The organism is Micromonospora sp. IBHARD003, from assembly GCF_056106285.1.
Genome location: NZ_JBWBBX010000001.1, coordinates 4,324,495 through 4,339,452 on the forward strand (window position 1 = coordinate 4,324,495; position 14,958 = coordinate 4,339,452).

General features: G+C 70.0%; 12 protein-coding genes, 1 tRNA gene and 1 pseudogene. 13 read left to right on the plus strand and 1 reads right to left on the minus strand.

Annotation, left to right across the window (positions count from 1 at the left end; translation table 11 throughout):
* Nucleotides 1-95: 95 nt before the first annotated feature.
* Both ACTWOL_RS19240 and ACTWOL_RS19245 read left to right on the plus strand, forming a co-directional pair.
* The gene (locus ACTWOL_RS19240; protein WP_474297973.1) at nucleotides 96-1,652 is read left to right on the plus strand and encodes a 3-hydroxyacyl-CoA dehydrogenase; all 1,557 of its coding nucleotides are present in this window, start codon (nucleotides 96-98) and stop codon (nucleotides 1,650-1,652) included.
* Nucleotides 1,649-2,242 (plus strand): TetR/AcrR family transcriptional regulator, encoded by a 594-nt coding sequence (locus tag ACTWOL_RS19245; protein WP_474297974.1) that lies wholly within the window; start codon nucleotides 1,649-1,651, stop codon nucleotides 2,240-2,242. The genes ACTWOL_RS19240 and ACTWOL_RS19245 overlap by 4 nt, the downstream gene beginning before the upstream one ends.
* Before the next feature lie 132 nt (nucleotides 2,243-2,374).
* Here the strand turns inward: ACTWOL_RS19245 and ACTWOL_RS19250 are convergent, their stop codons facing one another.
* On the minus strand, nucleotides 2,375-2,908 hold the full coding sequence (locus ACTWOL_RS19250; RefSeq protein WP_474297975.1) for an Lrp/AsnC family transcriptional regulator: 534 nt from the start codon (nucleotides 2,906-2,908) through the stop codon (nucleotides 2,375-2,377).
* Nucleotides 2,909-3,110: 202 nt separating this feature from the next.
* On the opposite strand from ACTWOL_RS19250, the gene pdhA reads away from it, so the two are divergent.
* The 11 genes and pseudogenes from pdhA to ACTWOL_RS19305 all read left to right on the plus strand — a co-directional run bounded on the left by pdhA (nucleotide 3,111) and on the right by ACTWOL_RS19305 (nucleotide 14,940).
* Nucleotides 3,111-4,277 carry a pyruvate dehydrogenase (acetyl-transferring) E1 component subunit alpha gene (pdhA, locus tag ACTWOL_RS19255; RefSeq protein ID WP_474297976.1) on the plus strand — a complete coding sequence of 389 codons (1,167 nt, stop codon included), beginning with the start codon at nucleotides 3,111-3,113 and terminating at the stop codon, nucleotides 4,275-4,277.
* Nucleotides 4,274-5,287, plus strand: coding sequence for an alpha-ketoacid dehydrogenase subunit beta (locus tag ACTWOL_RS19260; RefSeq protein WP_474297977.1), 1,014 nt, complete (start codon nucleotides 4,274-4,276; stop codon nucleotides 5,285-5,287). Before pdhA ends, ACTWOL_RS19260 begins: the two co-directional genes overlap by 4 nt.
* A complete protein-coding gene (locus tag ACTWOL_RS19265; RefSeq protein WP_474297978.1) occupies nucleotides 5,287-6,882 on the plus strand; it encodes a dihydrolipoamide acetyltransferase family protein in 1,596 nt (531 codons plus the stop codon). The genes ACTWOL_RS19260 and ACTWOL_RS19265 overlap by 1 nt, the downstream gene beginning before the upstream one ends.
* A gap of 160 nt (nucleotides 6,883-7,042) precedes the next feature.
* Nucleotides 7,043-7,948, plus strand: coding sequence for a DUF6457 domain-containing protein (locus ACTWOL_RS19270; RefSeq protein ID WP_474297979.1), 906 nt, complete (start codon nucleotides 7,043-7,045; stop codon nucleotides 7,946-7,948).
* Nucleotides 7,948-9,861, plus strand: coding sequence for a molybdopterin molybdotransferase MoeA (locus tag ACTWOL_RS19275; protein WP_474297981.1), 1,914 nt, complete (start codon nucleotides 7,948-7,950; stop codon nucleotides 9,859-9,861). The genes ACTWOL_RS19270 and ACTWOL_RS19275 overlap by 1 nt, the downstream gene beginning before the upstream one ends.
* Nucleotides 9,858-10,937, plus strand: a complete 1,080-nt coding sequence (locus tag ACTWOL_RS19280) for a potassium channel family protein (RefSeq protein WP_474297982.1) — start codon at nucleotides 9,858-9,860, stop codon at nucleotides 10,935-10,937. Before ACTWOL_RS19275 ends, ACTWOL_RS19280 begins: the two co-directional genes overlap by 4 nt.
* A gap of 32 nt (nucleotides 10,938-10,969) precedes the next feature.
* Nucleotides 10,970-11,392 (plus strand): annotated as a pseudogene (locus tag ACTWOL_RS19285) (alcohol dehydrogenase catalytic domain-containing protein); the annotation flags it as partial.
* A gap of 58 nt (nucleotides 11,393-11,450) precedes the next feature.
* Complete coding sequence (locus tag ACTWOL_RS19290) at nucleotides 11,451-13,208, plus strand: recombinase family protein (protein ID WP_474297983.1); 1,758 nt, start codon at nucleotides 11,451-11,453, stop codon at nucleotides 13,206-13,208.
* A gap of 617 nt (nucleotides 13,209-13,825) precedes the next feature.
* Nucleotides 13,826-13,899 (plus strand) — tRNA-OTHER (locus ACTWOL_RS19295).
* Between the two features lie 226 nt (nucleotides 13,900-14,125).
* Nucleotides 14,126-14,299, plus strand: coding sequence for an HNH endonuclease (locus tag ACTWOL_RS19300; protein WP_474301199.1), 174 nt, complete (start codon nucleotides 14,126-14,128; stop codon nucleotides 14,297-14,299).
* Nucleotides 14,300-14,595: 296 nt separating this feature from the next.
* Nucleotides 14,596-14,940 (plus strand): phage terminase small subunit P27 family, encoded by a 345-nt coding sequence (locus ACTWOL_RS19305; RefSeq protein WP_474297984.1) that lies wholly within the window; start codon nucleotides 14,596-14,598, stop codon nucleotides 14,938-14,940.
* The last annotated feature ends 18 nt before the right edge of the window (nucleotides 14,941-14,958 follow it).

The window sequence follows — 14,958 nt, forward strand, 5'->3', positions numbered from 1 at the left end:
GGGATACGCGGACAGAGTTAGAGTAACCGAACGATCGGTCGGGACAAGGGGGGTCCGCAGAACCTGTGGACAACTCGTAGGGGAGGATCACAGCCATGACCGCCATCGAGGCACAGGCCGCTGCCCCCACCGGTGCCGCGGCCGTCGAGCCCGGCCGCACCGTCGCCGTCGTCGGCACCGGGACCATGGGCCAGGGAATCGCCCAGGTCGCACTGGTCGCCGGCCATCGCGTCCGGCTTCACGACGCCGTTCCCGGGCGGGCGCAGGAGGCGGCCGACGCGATCGGCGGGCGTCTGGACCGGCTGGTTGAGAAGGGGCGTCTGGACGGCGCCGCACGGGACGCGGCCCGTGAGCGGCTGCATCCCGCGGCGGACCTCGGCGAGCTCGCCGACGCTGCACTCGTCGTCGAGGCGGTCCTCGAACGGCTCGACGTCAAACAGGAGCTCTTCACGGCCCTGGAGAAGATCGTCGCCGAGGACTGCCTCCTCGCCACCAACACCTCCTCCCTCTCCGTCACGGCGATCGCGGCCGCTCTGCGGCTGCCCGGCCGCTTCGTCGGACTGCACTTCTTCAATCCGGCTCCGCTGCTTCCCCTCGTCGAGGTCGTCAGCGGCTTCGCCACCGACGAGGCCGCGGCCGGGCGCGCCTACGCGACCGCGAAGGCCTGGGGCAAGACCCCGGTGCGCTGTACCGACACCCCCGGCTTCATCGTCAACCGCGTGGCGCGCCCCTTCTACGCGGAAGCGCTGCGCGTCTACGAGGAGCGCGGCGCGGATCCCGCGACGATCGACGCCGTCCTGCGGGAGTCGGGCGGCTTCCGGATGGGGCCCTTCGAACTCACCGACCTCATCGGCCAGGACGTGAACGAGGCGGTCACCCGCTCGGTCTGGGAGTCCTTCTTCCAGGACCCGAAGTTCACACCGTCGCTCGCACAGCGGCGCCTGGTCGAGTCGGGACGGCTGGGCCGCAAGTCGGGCCAGGGCTGGTTCTCGTACGCGGAAGGCGCCCCGGCGCCCGAGCCGCACACGGCGCCCCCCGCCGAAGCGCCCGCGGCGATCACCGTCCGCGGTGACCTCGGGCCCGCCAACGCGCTGGTGGGGCTGTTCGAGGAGGCCGGGATCACGGTCCGGCGCAAGCGGGGCGCCGGGTACATAGCACTGCCGAGCGGAGCGCGGCTGTGCCTGGCGGACGGCGAGACGTCCGCCGAGTTCTCCGAGCAGGAGATCATCTACTTCGATCTCGCGCTCGACTACGCCAAGGCGACCCGAATCGCCCTCTCCGGCGCGCCGACGACCCCGGAGGAGAGCCTTCGGGAAGCGGTCGGCCTCTTCCAGGCGGCCGGCAAGAAGGTGTCCGTGATCGGCGACGTGCCGGGAATGATCGTCGCCCGTACGGTCGCGATGCTCGCCGACGTCGCCGCGGACGCGGTCGCCCGGGGTGTCGCATCGGCCGACGACGTCGACACCGCGATGCGACTGGGCGTGAACTACCCGGCCGGCCCCCTGGAGTGGGGCGCCGATGTGGGCTTCCAGCGGATCTGCGATCTTCTGGGCGAACTGCACACGCGCTACCCCACCGGCCGCTACGCACCGGCTCTCGGGACGGTCCACCGGGGATACGAGGAGAACGAGCAGAACAGGGACAGCCGATGACCACCGCCAGACGGGACACCTACACCCCGGAGACCCTGCTGTCGGTCGCTGTCGGCGTCTTCAACGAGCGCGGCTACGACGGCACGTCCATGGAGCACCTCTCCAAGGCCGCCGGTATCTCGAAGTCGTCGATATACCACCACGTCGCGGGTAAGGAGGAGCTGCTGCGCCGCGCGGTGAGCCGTGCGCTCGAAGGGCTCTTCGGGATCCTCGACGAGCCGAGGGCGTCGCGTGGCCGCGCCATCGAGCGGGTCGAGTACGTGACCCGTCGCACCGTGGAGGTGCTGATGGCCGAGCTCCCCTATGTGACTCTGCTGCTGAGGGTGCGCGGAAACACCAGGACCGAGCGCTGGGCCATGGAGCGGCGACGGGAGTTCGACCACAGGGTGGCCGAGCTGCTCAAGGCCGCGGCGGCCGAGGGCGACCTGCGGGCCGACATGGACATGCGGCTGGCGACCAGGCTGCTCTTCGGCATGGTCAACTCCCTCGTGGAGTGGTACAGGCCGCAGGCCGGCACCGGCTACGACCGCGAACAGGTCGCCGAGGCCGTAGTGCGGCTCGCCTTCGACGGGCTGCGTACCGGCAGCTGATCCGGCTCGTCCGCGAGACGGCGCTACGGTCGCCGCCCGGACGGCCTACGGCCTGTGCGGCTCGCGGATGCGGCCGGACCGGTCCACCCGCGACCCCGGCGCGCCGCGGATCCCGCTCTCTGCGCACCCCGGCTATCTGCGGGACGGATCCGGGTCCAGGTCGGTCTCCTCGAAGACCAGCAGGGTGCGGGTGGAGAGCACTTCGGGGATCGACTGAAGCTTGGTGAGGACCAGTTCCCGCAGGGTGCGGTTGTCGGGCGTGTGGACCAGCAGGAGCACGTCGAAGTCACCGCTGACCAGCGCTATGTGCGCGGCGCCGGGCAACTCCTGGAGCTGCTCGCGCACCGTCCGCCAGGAGTTCTGCACGATCTTGAGCGTGATGTAGGCGGACGCGCCGTGCCCGGCGCGCTCATGGTTCACCCGGGCGCTGAAGCCGCGGATCACGCCGTCCTCGATGAGTCGGTTGATACGCGCGTACGCATTGGCCCGCGAGACATGCACCCGCTCGGCCACGGAGCGCACCGAAGCCCGGCCGTCCGTCTGGAGGATGCGGAGGATGTCCCGGTCGATCGGGTCCAGCGGCCGGGGCGGTGGGCCCTGAGCGGCCCCGGGCACCGCCTCGTACACCGCGCGGTCCTCGTCGTCGGCCATTTGTTCAGCTGTCATGTCCCCCCACCTCTCTGCCGTGGACGACCTGCTCCTATCCCAGGCTGTGGAGAACCGTTTGTCCACAGGCTGAAGGTGCCTGTAGCCAAAATGCGCCCACGACCGAACAATCGGTAGGTGAGGCGCCTCACACACTCCGCGCCCTTTCACGGGTCCTTATGCCCGCTCCCACGAGGAGGTGCTCGCGTTGAAGGAGAGCAGCATGACGGTCCAGGAGCGGCCGGGTGCCGCCTACCGGCCCACCCCGGCTCCGGAGTGGCAGCCGCGTACCGACCCCACGCCGCTGCTCCCGGACGCCGAGCCGTACCGGGTGCTCGGTACGGACGCGTCGGCCGGGACCGATCCGCAGCTGCTGCTGCGGCTGTACGCCGAGCTCGTGCGCGGCCGCAGGTACAACGCGCAGGCCACCGCGCTCACCAAGCAGGGCCGGCTCGCCGTCTATCCGTCGACCACCGGACAGGAGGCGTGCGAGATCGCCGCGGCCCTCGTCCTGGAAGAGCAGGACTGGCTGTTCCCCAGCTACCGCGACACCCTGGCCGCCGTCGCCCGGGGCCTCGACCCCGTCCAGGCCCTGACGCTCCTGCGCGGTGACTGGCACACCGGATACGACCCGCGCGAGCACCGCATAGCGCCGCTGTCCACCCCGCTCGCGACCCAGCTGCCGCACGCCGTCGGCCTCGCCCACGCGGCGCGCCTCAAGGGCGACGACGTCGTCGCACTCGCCATGGTCGGCGACGGAGGCACCAGCGAGGGCGACTTCCACGAGGCACTCAACTTCGCCGCCGTGTGGCAGGCACCGGTCGTCTTCCTCGTGCAGAACAACGGCTTCGCGATCTCCGTCCCGCTCGCCAAGCAGACCGCCGCGCCCTCCCTGGCGCACAAGGCGGTCGGCTACGGCATGCCCGGCCGGCTCGTCGACGGGAACGACGCGGCGGCCGTGCACGAGGTGCTGTCGGAGGCGGTCGCGCGTGCCCGGCGCGGCGGCGGCCCCACCCTCGTCGAGGCGATCACCTACCGCATCGACGCACACACCAACGCCGACGACGCGACCCGGTACCGGGGCGACGGCGAGGTCGAGGCCTGGCGCGAGCACGATCCGATACTCCTGCTGGAGCGCGACCTCACCGCCCGGGGGCTGCTGGACGAGGACATCGTCAAGGCGGCCCGTGATGCGGCGGAGACGATGGCCGCACGACTGAGGGAGCGGATGAACGCCGATCCGGTGCTGGAACCGATGGATCTGTTCGCGCATGTCTTCGCCGAGCAGACCAGTCAGCTGCGGGAGCAGGCTGCGCAGTTGCGCGCGGAGTTGGAAGCCGAGGGCGGAGACGCGGCGCAGGGTATGCACGGTGCGGAGGGCGCGCGATGAGCACGGCAACGGCCAGGCCGACCAAGCCGGCCACCATGGCGCAGGCACTTCAGCGTGCGATGCGCGACGCGATGGCCGAGGATCCCTCGGTCCACGTCATGGGTGAGGACGTCGGCACCCTCGGCGGCGTCTTCCGCGTCACGGACGGGCTCGCCAAGGAGTTCGGCGAGGACCGCTGCACGGACACCCCGCTCGCCGAAGCAGGCATCCTCGGGACCGCCGTCGGCATGGCCATGTACGGGCTGCGGCCCGTCGTGGAGATGCAGTTCGACGCCTTCGCGTATCCGGCGTTCGAGCAGCTGATCAGCCATGTCGCACGGATGCGCAACCGCACCCGGGGCGCGATGCCGATGCCGATCACCGTACGTGTTCCGTACGGCGGCGGGATCGGCGGAGTCGAGCACCACAGCGACTCCTCCGAGGCGTACTACATGGCGACTCCGGGGCTCCATGTCGTCACGCCCGCGACGGTCGAGGACGCCTACGGGCTGCTGCGGGCAGCCATCGCCTCGGACGACCCCGTGATCGTCCTGGAGCCCAAGCGGCTCTACTGGTCGAAGGCCGACTGGTCGCCCGAGGCGCCGGCCGCCGTCGAGCCGATCGGGCGGGCGGTGGTGCGGCGTCCGGGACGCAGTGCCACGCTGATCACCTACGGGCCCTCGCTGCCGGTCTGCATGGAAGCGGCTGAAGCCGCCGAGGCCGAGGGCTGGGACCTGGAAGTCGTCGATCTGCGCTCCCTCGTGCCCTTCGACGACGAGACGGTGTGCGCATCGGTGCGGCGTACCGGGCGCGCGGTCGTCGTACACGAGTCCAGCGGCTTCGGAGGTCCCGGCGGGGAGATAGCCGCCCGTGTCACCGAGCGCTGCTTCCACCATCTCGAGGCGCCGGTGCTGAGGGTGGCCGGTTTCGACATTCCGTACCCGCCGCCGATGCTCGAGCGGCACCATCTGCCGGGTGTGGACCGCATCCTGGATGCGGTGGCCCGGCTGCAGTGGGAGGCGGAGAGCTGATGGCCCAAGTGCTCGAATTCAAGCTGCCCGATCTCGGCGAGGGGCTGACCGAGGCGGAGATCGTGCGGTGGCTCGTGGCGGTGGGCGACGTCGTCGCCATCGACCAGCCGGTCGTCGAGGTCGAGACGGCCAAGGCGATGGTGGAGGTGCCGTGCCCTTACGCGGGCGTGGTCACCGCACGCTTCGGCGAGGAGGGCACGGAACTGCCCGTCGGGGCACCCCTCATCACCGTCGCGGTGGGCGCGGAGCAGCAGGCTCCTGGCGTATCCGGCGCACCGGAGGCCCAGGGTGAATCCGGTACCGCCCGTGCCGCAGGGGACGAGACCTCCGGAAATGTCCTCGTGGGATACGGCACGGGCGCCCCGGCGGCCCGTCGCCGCCGGATCCGGCCTACGGGTCTCACGGCCGGTACGGAGGTACCGCGCCGCCGTGACCAGCCCGGCGGAGAACCCTCCGTGACCCGTCACGGCGCGGTCAACCCGCCGCCGGCCGCAGGCCGGACTCACGGGGCTCCGTCCGGTGGCGGGCACACGCTTCCGGAGCCCGTGTGGGACAGCGCGGTGGAGAGCCCGGCCCCCGACGAGATCCTCGGGGAGGGACATCCCGCTCCCGGCGACTCGGCCATACCCGTCGCCGCTGAGCGGCGCGGTGCCGTCCAGGACGTGGCCCATCACGAAGGACCTCTCGCGGTGATCTCGCCGCTGGTGCGCAGGCTGGCCCGGGAGAACGGGGTCGATCTGCGCCGGCTGCACGGCTCCGGGCCCGACGGGCTGATCCTGCGGGCCGACGTGGAGCACGCCGTCCGCGTCCTCACGGCACCCGCCGCCCCGGCCCCGGCCGTGGCTGCGCCCGTGGCCCAGGCGGCCCCGGTCGCGGCGCCCCCGGCCACCGCAGCCGCTCCCGCGGGTCCCGAGCGGATCCCGCTGCGCGGAGTGCGCGGTGCCGTCGCCGAGAAGCTGTCCCGCAGCCGCCGGGAGATACCGGACGCGACCTGCTGGGTCGACGCGGACGCGACCGAGCTCATGGCCGCACGTAAGGCGATGAACGCCGCGGGCGGACCGAAGATCTCGCTCCTCGCCCTGTTCGCCCGGATCTGCACGGCCGCGCTCGCCCGCTACCCGGAGCTGAACGCGACGGTGGATCTGGACGCGCGGGAGATCGTGCGACTGCCCCAGGTGCACCTCGGTTTCGCCGCTCAGACGGAGCGCGGGCTGGTCGTCCCCGTCGTACGGGACGCCCAGGACCGCACGGCCGAGTCGCTTACCGAGGAGTTCGGCCGCCTGACGGAGACCGCCAGGCGGGGCGCGCTCACGCCGGCGGATCTCACCGGCGGCACCTTCACCCTGAACAACTACGGGGTGTTCGGTGTCGACGGCTCCACGCCGATCATCAACCACCCGGAAGCGGCGATGCTCGGAGTCGGCCGGATCGTGCCGAAGCCCTGGGTGCACGACGGCGAGCTCGCGGTGCGCCAGGTCGTGCAACTCTCGCTCACCTTCGACCACCGGGTGTGCGACGGCGGCACGGCAGGCGGGTTCCTCCGGTACGTGGCGGACTGCGTCGAGCATCCTGCGGTGCTGCTGCGCACTCTGTGAGGCCCCTCGGGCGGGCCGGCACGGCGAGGTCACTTGCCGGGCCGGCCGTGTGAGGTCCCTCGGGCAGGCCCCCAGGCGAGGTCACCCGCCGGGCGCGCTGTGAGGTCCCCGGCGGGGCCCGGCCGCCTCGCTGTGTGTGATCGCGGCCCATACTGCTGGGGTGACTGCGGATGATGCCGGGACTGCGGGTACGGGTTACGACGCGATCGTGCTGGCCGGAGGCGCCGCCGAACGGCTCGGCGGGGCGGACAAGCCAGGGGTGAGCGTCGGTGGCCTGGCGCTGCTCGACCGTGTGCTCTCGGCATGCCGTGGCGCCCGCCGGACCGTCGTCGTCGGCGCCCGCCGGGCCACGGTCCGTCCCGTGCTGTGGACCCGGGAGGCCCCGCCGGGGGGCGGTCCGCTCGCGGCGCTCGACGCCGGGGTGCGCGGGACCACGGCCGCGACCGTGCTCGTGCTCTCGGCCGATCTGCCGTTCGTCGCCGACGCGACGGTGCGCCGGCTGCTCGAGGCCCTGGACCGGAGCGGGCGGGAAGCAACTCTGCTGACCGACGGCGACGGACGGGACCAGCCGCTGGTCGCGGCCTACCGGACCGAGCCGCTGCGTCGGGAGCTGGCGCTCATCGCGGTCGAGTACGGCCGTCTCGCGGGGCTGCCGCTGCGGCTGCTCACCCATGATCTGGAGCTCGAGAGGGTCGCCGCGGGCGCTCTCGACGCCTTCGACTGCGACACCTGGGAGGACATCGCAGCGGCCCGGGCGCACATCAGAGAGCATGGGAACGTGCTGGATGAATGGATCTCCGCAGTCAAAGCCGAACTCGACCTCGACCTCGACGTCGACACCGGCCTCCTCCTCGACCTCGCGCGGGACGCCGCGCACGGTGTCGCCCGGCCTGCGGCGCCGCTCACCACGTTCCTGGTCGGCTATGCGGCGGCCAAGGCGGGGGGTGACGGCCCCCAAGCCGTGGCCGAGGCAGCCCGGAAGGCGGCAGCCCTCGCCGAGCGGTGGGCCGCCGAGGCCGCCGACGGGACCGCCGAAGGCGGCGGGAAAGGCGAGGCCGGCGCCTGATGACCACGCGGAACCATGCACTCGACGCTCCTGACCACGCCGGACAGGGCGGTGCCGTCGTATCCGGTACCGGTTCCGGTTCCGGCGACAGCCACTGCGTGCTCGGCCGGGCCACGAATCCCGACGCCGTTGACGTCTTCGCCGTCGCCGATGCCATGTACGGTCCCCGGGACAAGGGCATCGCAGGAAACGAGCCGTCCGACGACCGGCCCCGCGCGTCGGAGCGTGAGGGCGCCGGTGCCGGCACGGTCCCGCCCGATTTCCGGGCTCCGGATTCCCGGGCTCCCGATTCCCGGGCTCCGGATTCCCTCGCCCGGGCCGCGTCCGGCGCGCCCCTCGCGGCCGATGACCCCGGCCCAGCCGAAGCTTCCGGAGCCGACGCCTCTGGCTCAGCCGAAGTCCCCGTTACCGCCGAAGAGCCCAGCCCAGCCGACGCCCCCCGCCCAGCCGAAGGTTCCGGCGTCGGTGTCGGCGCTGGCGTCGGCGAGGACGAGGACGACGGCGTCGAGGACGCGCTCGCGCTGGTGAGAGGGCACGGATCAGGGCCGGGATCCCGGCAGCGGGCGGTGCCCTGGCACAAGGCCCGATCCGTCGCCGCCCGCGCGGGCAACGCCTTCCGCCCTCGCACCCAGGGCGCCGGCCTCGACGAAGCCCTGGGGCGGGCGCTCTCCGAACCGCTCACGGCGCTCACCGATCTGCCGCCCTTCGACACCTCCGCCATGGACGGCTGGGCGGTCTCCGGGCCGGGCCCCTGGAGGATCGAGGGCGCTGACACGGACACCGGCTCCGACGTGGACAAGGCCCCCCGTGCGGAAGCCGGCACCAGCGAGGAAGCCGGCACCAGCGAGGAAGCCGGCCCCGGCGCGCACGCCGGGACTGGCGCGGATGCACGATCCGGCGCGCAAGGCGGCACCGGCACCGGCACCGGCCTCCTCGCCGGGCACAGCAGGCCGGAAGCACTCGGCGACGGCAGCGCGGTGCCGATCGCCACGGGTGCCCAGCTCCCGGACGGCGCCACTGCGGTGATCCGCAGCGAGCACGCCCGCACCGACGGCAGCGGGTATCTGCACGCCCAGCGCCGGGCGACCCATGGCCAGGACATCCGACCGCGGGGCCAGGAATGCCGCTCAGGGGACCAACTGCTGCCCGCAGGAGCGACGGTGACCCCCGCGGTGCTGGGGCTTGCCGCGGCGGCCGGCTACGACCGGCTGCCGACCGTCCGCCCGCCCCGGGTCCAGGTCCTCGTGCTCGGGGATGAGCTGCTGTCCGAGGGACTGCCCCACGACGGACTGATCCGTGACGCCCTCGGGCCGATGATCGTGCCCTGGCTGCGAGCGCTCGGGGCCGAAGGCCTTGGAACGGTCCGGATCCGTGACGACGCCGACGAACTGCACCATGCCGTGACGTCCTGTGATGCGGACCTTCTGATCACCACGGGCGGCACGGCCGCGGGACCCGTGGACCATGTCCACCCGGTGCTGCGGCGGGCGGGAGCGGAACTGCTCGTCGACGGTGTCGCGGTGCGTCCCGGGCATCCGATGCTGTTGGCCAGGCTCGCGTCCGGCAGATATCTCGTGGGGCTGCCGGGGAACCCCCTGGCCGCGGTGTCCGGGCTGGTCACCCTGGCCGAACCGCTGCTGCGCGCCATGTCGGGGCGGGAGGCAACCCCGGTGCGTCCGACCGCGTCACTCGGGGAGAAGGTGCATGGCCATCCGTATGACACCCGGCTGGTGCCGGTTGTGCGCCGTGGCAACCGGCTCGTACCGCTGCACTACAACGGTCCGGCCATGCTGCGGGGTATCGCCGCCGCGCATGGACTCGCCGTCGTACCCCCGGGCGGGGCGCGGGCGGGCGATGAGCTGGAGGTCCTCGAGCTTCCCTGGTCGCCGACAATCGAGGGGCGTTTCACGTGAAACTTCCCGGCCATGACGCCATGGCCCGGCAGGCGGACGAACAGCTGGTCACCACGCGTGTGAGGATGCCGCGCCGGGTGGTCGAGCACCCGATGCGGCAGGTGGGCAAACGTCTGCTGCTCGCCCTCCTGGTGCTGGCGCTGACGGTGCTCGTCGTCTGGCTCGACCGGGGCGGTTACCACGACAACGCCGACGGGCGCGTCACCTTCCTCGACTCCGTCTACTACGCGACAGTCACCCTCTCCACCACCGGCTACGGCGACATCGTTCCGCACAGCGACAGCGCCCGGCTGGTCAATGTGCTGGTGGTGACGCCACTGCGCGTGCTCTTTCTGATCATCCTGGTCGGCACCACTCTCGAAGTCCTCACCGAGCGGACCCGGGAGGAGTGGCGGCTGAACCGCTGGAGGGCCACCTTGCGTGACCACACCGTTGTCATCGGCTTTGGGACGAAGGGACGTTCCGCGATTCAGACCCTGTGTGCGACCGGGCTGAAGAAGGAGCAGGTCGTCGTCGTGGACCCGAGCACCAAGGTCATCGAGGCAGCCAATCTGGACGGGTTCGCCGGAGTCGCGGGTGACGCCACCCGCAGCGATGTACTCCAGCGCGCGGAGGTGCAGAAGGCGCGCCAGATCATCATCTCCACCCAGCGGGACGACACGGCGGTGCTGGTGGCGCTGACCGCACGCCAGCTCAATCGGGGCGCGAAGATCGTCGCCACGGTGCGCGAGGAGGAGAACGCGCCGCTGCTGCGCCAGTCCGGGGCCGATGTGGTCATCACGAGCGCCAGTGCGGCGGGCCGTCTGCTGGGGCTCTCGGTCATGAGCCCCAGCGCGGGCAGGGTGATGGAGGATCTGATCCAGCAGGGCAGCGGGCTCGATATCGTCGAGAGGCCGGTGACCAAGAGCGAGGCGGGTAAGAACGTCCGGGAGACGGACGATCTGGTCATCAGCGTGCTGCGCGGGCACCGGCTGCTCGGTTACGACGATCCGCAGGCCAGCCCCCTGCAGTTGACGGACCGTCTGATCGTCATCGCACGGGCGGCGCACGAGTATCCGCTGGGCGCCGTGGAGTAGGGGCCGGGGTACGCCGGAGTAGCCTCGCGTTCATGCATGCGATCACGATTCCCGAGCCAGGTGGTCCTGAGGCACTGGTCTGGGCAGAGGTGCCCGACCCCGAGCCAGGCGAGGGCGAGGTCCTCGTCGAGGTTGCCGCGAGCGCCGTCAACCGCGCCGATCTGCTGCAGCGGCAGGGCTTCTACGACCCCCCGCCCGGCGCGTCCGCGTATCCCGGGCTCGAGTGCTCCGGGCGGATCGCCGCGCTGGGCCCGGGAGTCTCCGGATGGATCGTCGGTGACGAGGTGTGCGCCCTGCTGTCGGGCGGCGGCTATGCGGAGAAGGTGGTGGTGCCGGTCGGGCAGTTGCTGCCGGTACCGGAAGGCGTGGACCTGGTCACGGCGGCGGCGCTGCCCGAGGCGGCGTGCACGGTGTGGTCCAAAGAGCTTGTGAGGACTCCCCCAGGGGGAGCGCTCGCCGCGTAGGCAACCGTTGCGCTCCCCCTCCTGAGAAACAGGAACGGGAGAGCGCCACATGGGCAAGCAGAGTCTCAACAACTACGTAGCAAGGGAAGCGGCCGACGACCGGCCCCGCGCGGTTCTGTACGCGCGTCAGAGCAAGCTCAACGAAGACGGCAGCGACGCAAGCCCCCTCATGCAGTGGGAGGCAGGGGAAGCGCTCTGTGCCGCACGCGGGTACCGCGTAGTCAAGCGATTCCGGGACGTGGGTAAGTCCGGTTGGGACCCCAGCGTTCAGCGCGACGGCTTTGACGAAATGATGGATTGGGTCCGTACCGGCAAGTGTGACGTGGTGGTCATCTTCACGCTTAGCCGTCTTACGCGCATGGGCGCTCAAGAGGCTTTCGCCATTGAGAAGGTCATGAAGGACAACGCCGTGTCCCTGGTGAGTGTCCGCGAACCGTACCTTGACACCAGTGACCCCATCGGCGCGGGAATCTTCGCCATCATCGCTGGACTCGCCAAGCAGGAGAGCGACACCAAGTCGGCGTTCATCGTCAACACGAAGGAACTTGCCCGAAAGTCCGGCGGCCACGTTTCGGGTACGGCCCCATGGTGGGGCGAGAACGTCAAGAAGATCGGCGAGAACGGCGTCAAGTACGTCTCAGTCAGCCCGACCGACGAAGGCCGTTCTACCGTCCTCATCATGCGACGCATGGCGGAGAAAGAAGGTCTCACGCCGGGGCAGATTGCCGAGAAGCTGACAGCTAACCCCGACACTCCCCCGCCCGGCTGGCGAACGGAAGCGGGGAAGAACCGCGTAGACGCTCGTAGAAAGCGCGGGAAGTACAAGCAGCACCCCGAGCCCCGGTGGACTCCGGCAGCCGTCTTGCGGACGCTTCGGGACCCTCGGATTGCGGGTATGGCTGCCGACCGAGTTACGTCGGACCGATGGGCAATCCGACGCGACGACAACGGCGACCCCATGCACGTGCACGAGCAGATCATTACGCCCGCTGAGTGGTACGTCTTGCAATCCGCCATCGGCACCGAAGGAAGGAAGCGGCGGCCATACCACGGTGGCACCTACCTGCTCACTGGCTGGCCCATCATGTTCTCGTACTGCGGAGCCACGACTAGCACCACCATCACGGACGGCGTTCCCCGGTACCGCAGCAACCGAGAAATCAGCGGTGCTAAGCGCATGGGCGTGACCCGCGTGAGCGTTCGCGTGGACCACACCGACGAATACGTTGCCCGGAGAGTGTGGGCGCGTCTCATGGCCATTGACCCAACCAACGAAGACGACATGACCCTTATAACGGCCGTCGCTCAGCGCTTCGCTCGGCAGCAGGACACAGCCGGTGTCACGCTGGAATGCCACGAACTTGAGGCGCAGCTCAAGCACACGGAACGGAGCCTCTTGGAGATTTACGCCGACAAGAAGGCGGGTCTTTACAAGGGAGCCGTGGGCCGTGCGGCGTTCACGGAAGCAGTTCAGTCCATGCAGCGAACCGAAGAGGTCTGCCGGGCACGGCTCAAGGAACTCCGCGCGCTGCAAGTCCAGTCGGTGAAGGTGCCGTTGGATGACTGGCGAAGGGGCACAGTGGACGAAGACCCGCTTGGACCGGGATCCCTCTGGGCTGCGTGGGGAATGATCAAGCGGCGGGAGTTCCTGAGCCTCTGGCTTGACCACATCGAGATTGGGCCTCGCACGTCCGGCAAGCTCAAGGACATAGCCGACCGCGTAACGCTGCACTGGGCGAAGCCTGAGCCCGACGAAGACGACGAAGAACAGGACCAGGAAGAGACAGCGGAGTTGGTCACTGCGTAGCGCTGGGGTGCCCCGGCGTGCGGCTAACACGCCGGGGCTCTCACAGTGTGGCAGGAGCGGCCACCACAACCCCTGAGAGCCCCTAAGGCGGCCCCGGTTGGCATCGCGCCTTCCGGGGCTTTCTCGTGCCCGCTGACAGGCGCACAGGGTGCCCCAAGGTGTTCCCCGCGCTCAGTCCGAGATCCGCCGATAGCAGCTCCTCACGCGGCGGGCGGCGCTGAGTCTCCGGGAGCCCCCGCGAGTACCCGAGACGGCCCCTGGGCGCTTGGGAGTACGGGGCTCTTCTGCGAGTCCAGACCTGACATGTGCATGACTCTAGGCATCCGGTCGTGCGCGAAGCGTGAACGCCTACCCCCTTCCGGCGGGGGTGGTGCGGTGAAACGGTGATTCTTACCTTGATTCTGATATCCCTGAAGAAAGTCACAAGGAAAACAGAAACATGCTCCAAACCACCGTTTCACCGCACTGTGACCGGCGTCACGCAATCCCCTTCCGCAAAACTGCTTTCTGGCGCACTTCTGGGTAACCCTCGCGCTCTAGTAGGGGCAGAGAGAGCGGGGGATACCGCGCACCCCTCAGTGGCCCGGCGGACCGAGTTCCCCCGCTCCCTCTTGCAAGCCTGCCTAGCCCAACGGTAGAGGCATGCGGCCTAAGATCCGTGGTGATCCCGGTTCGAATCCGGGGGCAGGTACCGACCACCGAGTCACGTGACGCGGTGCCTACTAGGGGGAGGGGTGGTTCCCGTGCGTGTCCGGTGCCTTGACTGTCGAGAGTGGGCCACCCTAAAGGGGCGGTGCCCCGAGCATCACAGGGCGTATGAGGCTGGCCGTACGGTGCAGTCGCACCGCAAGCGGCGTGAGGCGATCGCCCGGGGGCGCAATGCTGCGGCCATTCTGCGCAAGGCTGTACGCAAGGCTGTGAGTGGAACGTGTGCGCATTGCGGCGGCACCTTCCTGCCTAGTCAGGTGGACATTGACCACGTTAAGCCTCTCGCCCTTGGCGGTGAGGACGTGGCGAGCAATGTGCAGGTGCTCTGTAAGCGGTGCCATCGCATCAAGACCGCAATGGACTTCGGTAAGCGTCCGTTCTGATTCCGATGGGAGGGCAGGGCGCTTCGGAAGTTCGCGACGCATGCTCTCTGGCGATCCCGGCCCAAGCTCGAAAAACGCGCGCTAGGTGTGACGTCATTTTTGGATGGTCGACCCTTGCGACTACTGGGGAAACCCTGATTCGGACCCGCGAGAAAGGCACCCTTTGAGGGGTCGGTAAGGCCCGTAAAGGGGGTGTCAGTGTGTCCCGAAGCAAGAGCCCCGATCAGCGCACCGGGCACGCCAATGCGGCTGCTGAGAGCGTCGCCCCTGTTGTGCATGAGGGTCGAGCCCCCCGCGTGCCGACCGGGCTCAAGCGCGTAGGCCGTGAGGTCTGGCGCGCTGTCTGGTCGGCCGGTAGCGGTGCCTACTCCCCGGAGACTGACCGGAACATCATCTTGCGGTACTGCGAACTGCACGACCGGCGAGCGGCGTTGCTCGCTGCCGTCGCCAACGATGGGCTCATGACCGTGGGTTCTACCGGTCAGCCTGCCGTTCATCCTGCCCTGCGCTACGTGGAGTCCACGGAAAAGGAACTTCGGGCGATTGAGACCGTCATCGGTTTCACTCCGGAATCGCGCATGCGCCTTGGGATCGTCGCCGCCGAGGCGCGACGCGTGGCGGCGGGGCCTGAAGATTTCTGACCACCGAGTCACGTGACT

Excerpts from the sequence above, each read along its gene's own strand:
- ACTWOL_RS19240 (WP_474297973.1), top strand. The coding sequence starts at position 96 with ATGACCGCCATCGAGGCACAGGCCGCTGCCCCCACCGGTGCCGCGGCC.
- ACTWOL_RS19245 (WP_474297974.1), top strand. The coding sequence starts at position 1,649 with ATGACCACCGCCAGACGGGACACCTACACCCCGGAGACCCTGCTGTCG.
- ACTWOL_RS19250 (WP_474297975.1), bottom strand. The coding sequence starts at position 2,908 with ATGACAGCTGAACAAATGGCCGACGACGAGGACCGCGCGGTGTACGAG.
- pdhA (WP_474297976.1), top strand. The coding sequence starts at position 3,111 with ATGACGGTCCAGGAGCGGCCGGGTGCCGCCTACCGGCCCACCCCGGCT.
- ACTWOL_RS19260 (WP_474297977.1), top strand. The coding sequence starts at position 4,274 with ATGAGCACGGCAACGGCCAGGCCGACCAAGCCGGCCACCATGGCGCAG.
- ACTWOL_RS19265 (WP_474297978.1), top strand. The coding sequence starts at position 5,287 with ATGGCCCAAGTGCTCGAATTCAAGCTGCCCGATCTCGGCGAGGGGCTG.
- ACTWOL_RS19275 (WP_474297981.1), top strand. The coding sequence starts at position 7,948 with ATGACCACGCGGAACCATGCACTCGACGCTCCTGACCACGCCGGACAG.
- ACTWOL_RS19290 (WP_474297983.1), top strand. The coding sequence starts at position 11,451 with ATGGGCAAGCAGAGTCTCAACAACTACGTAGCAAGGGAAGCGGCCGAC.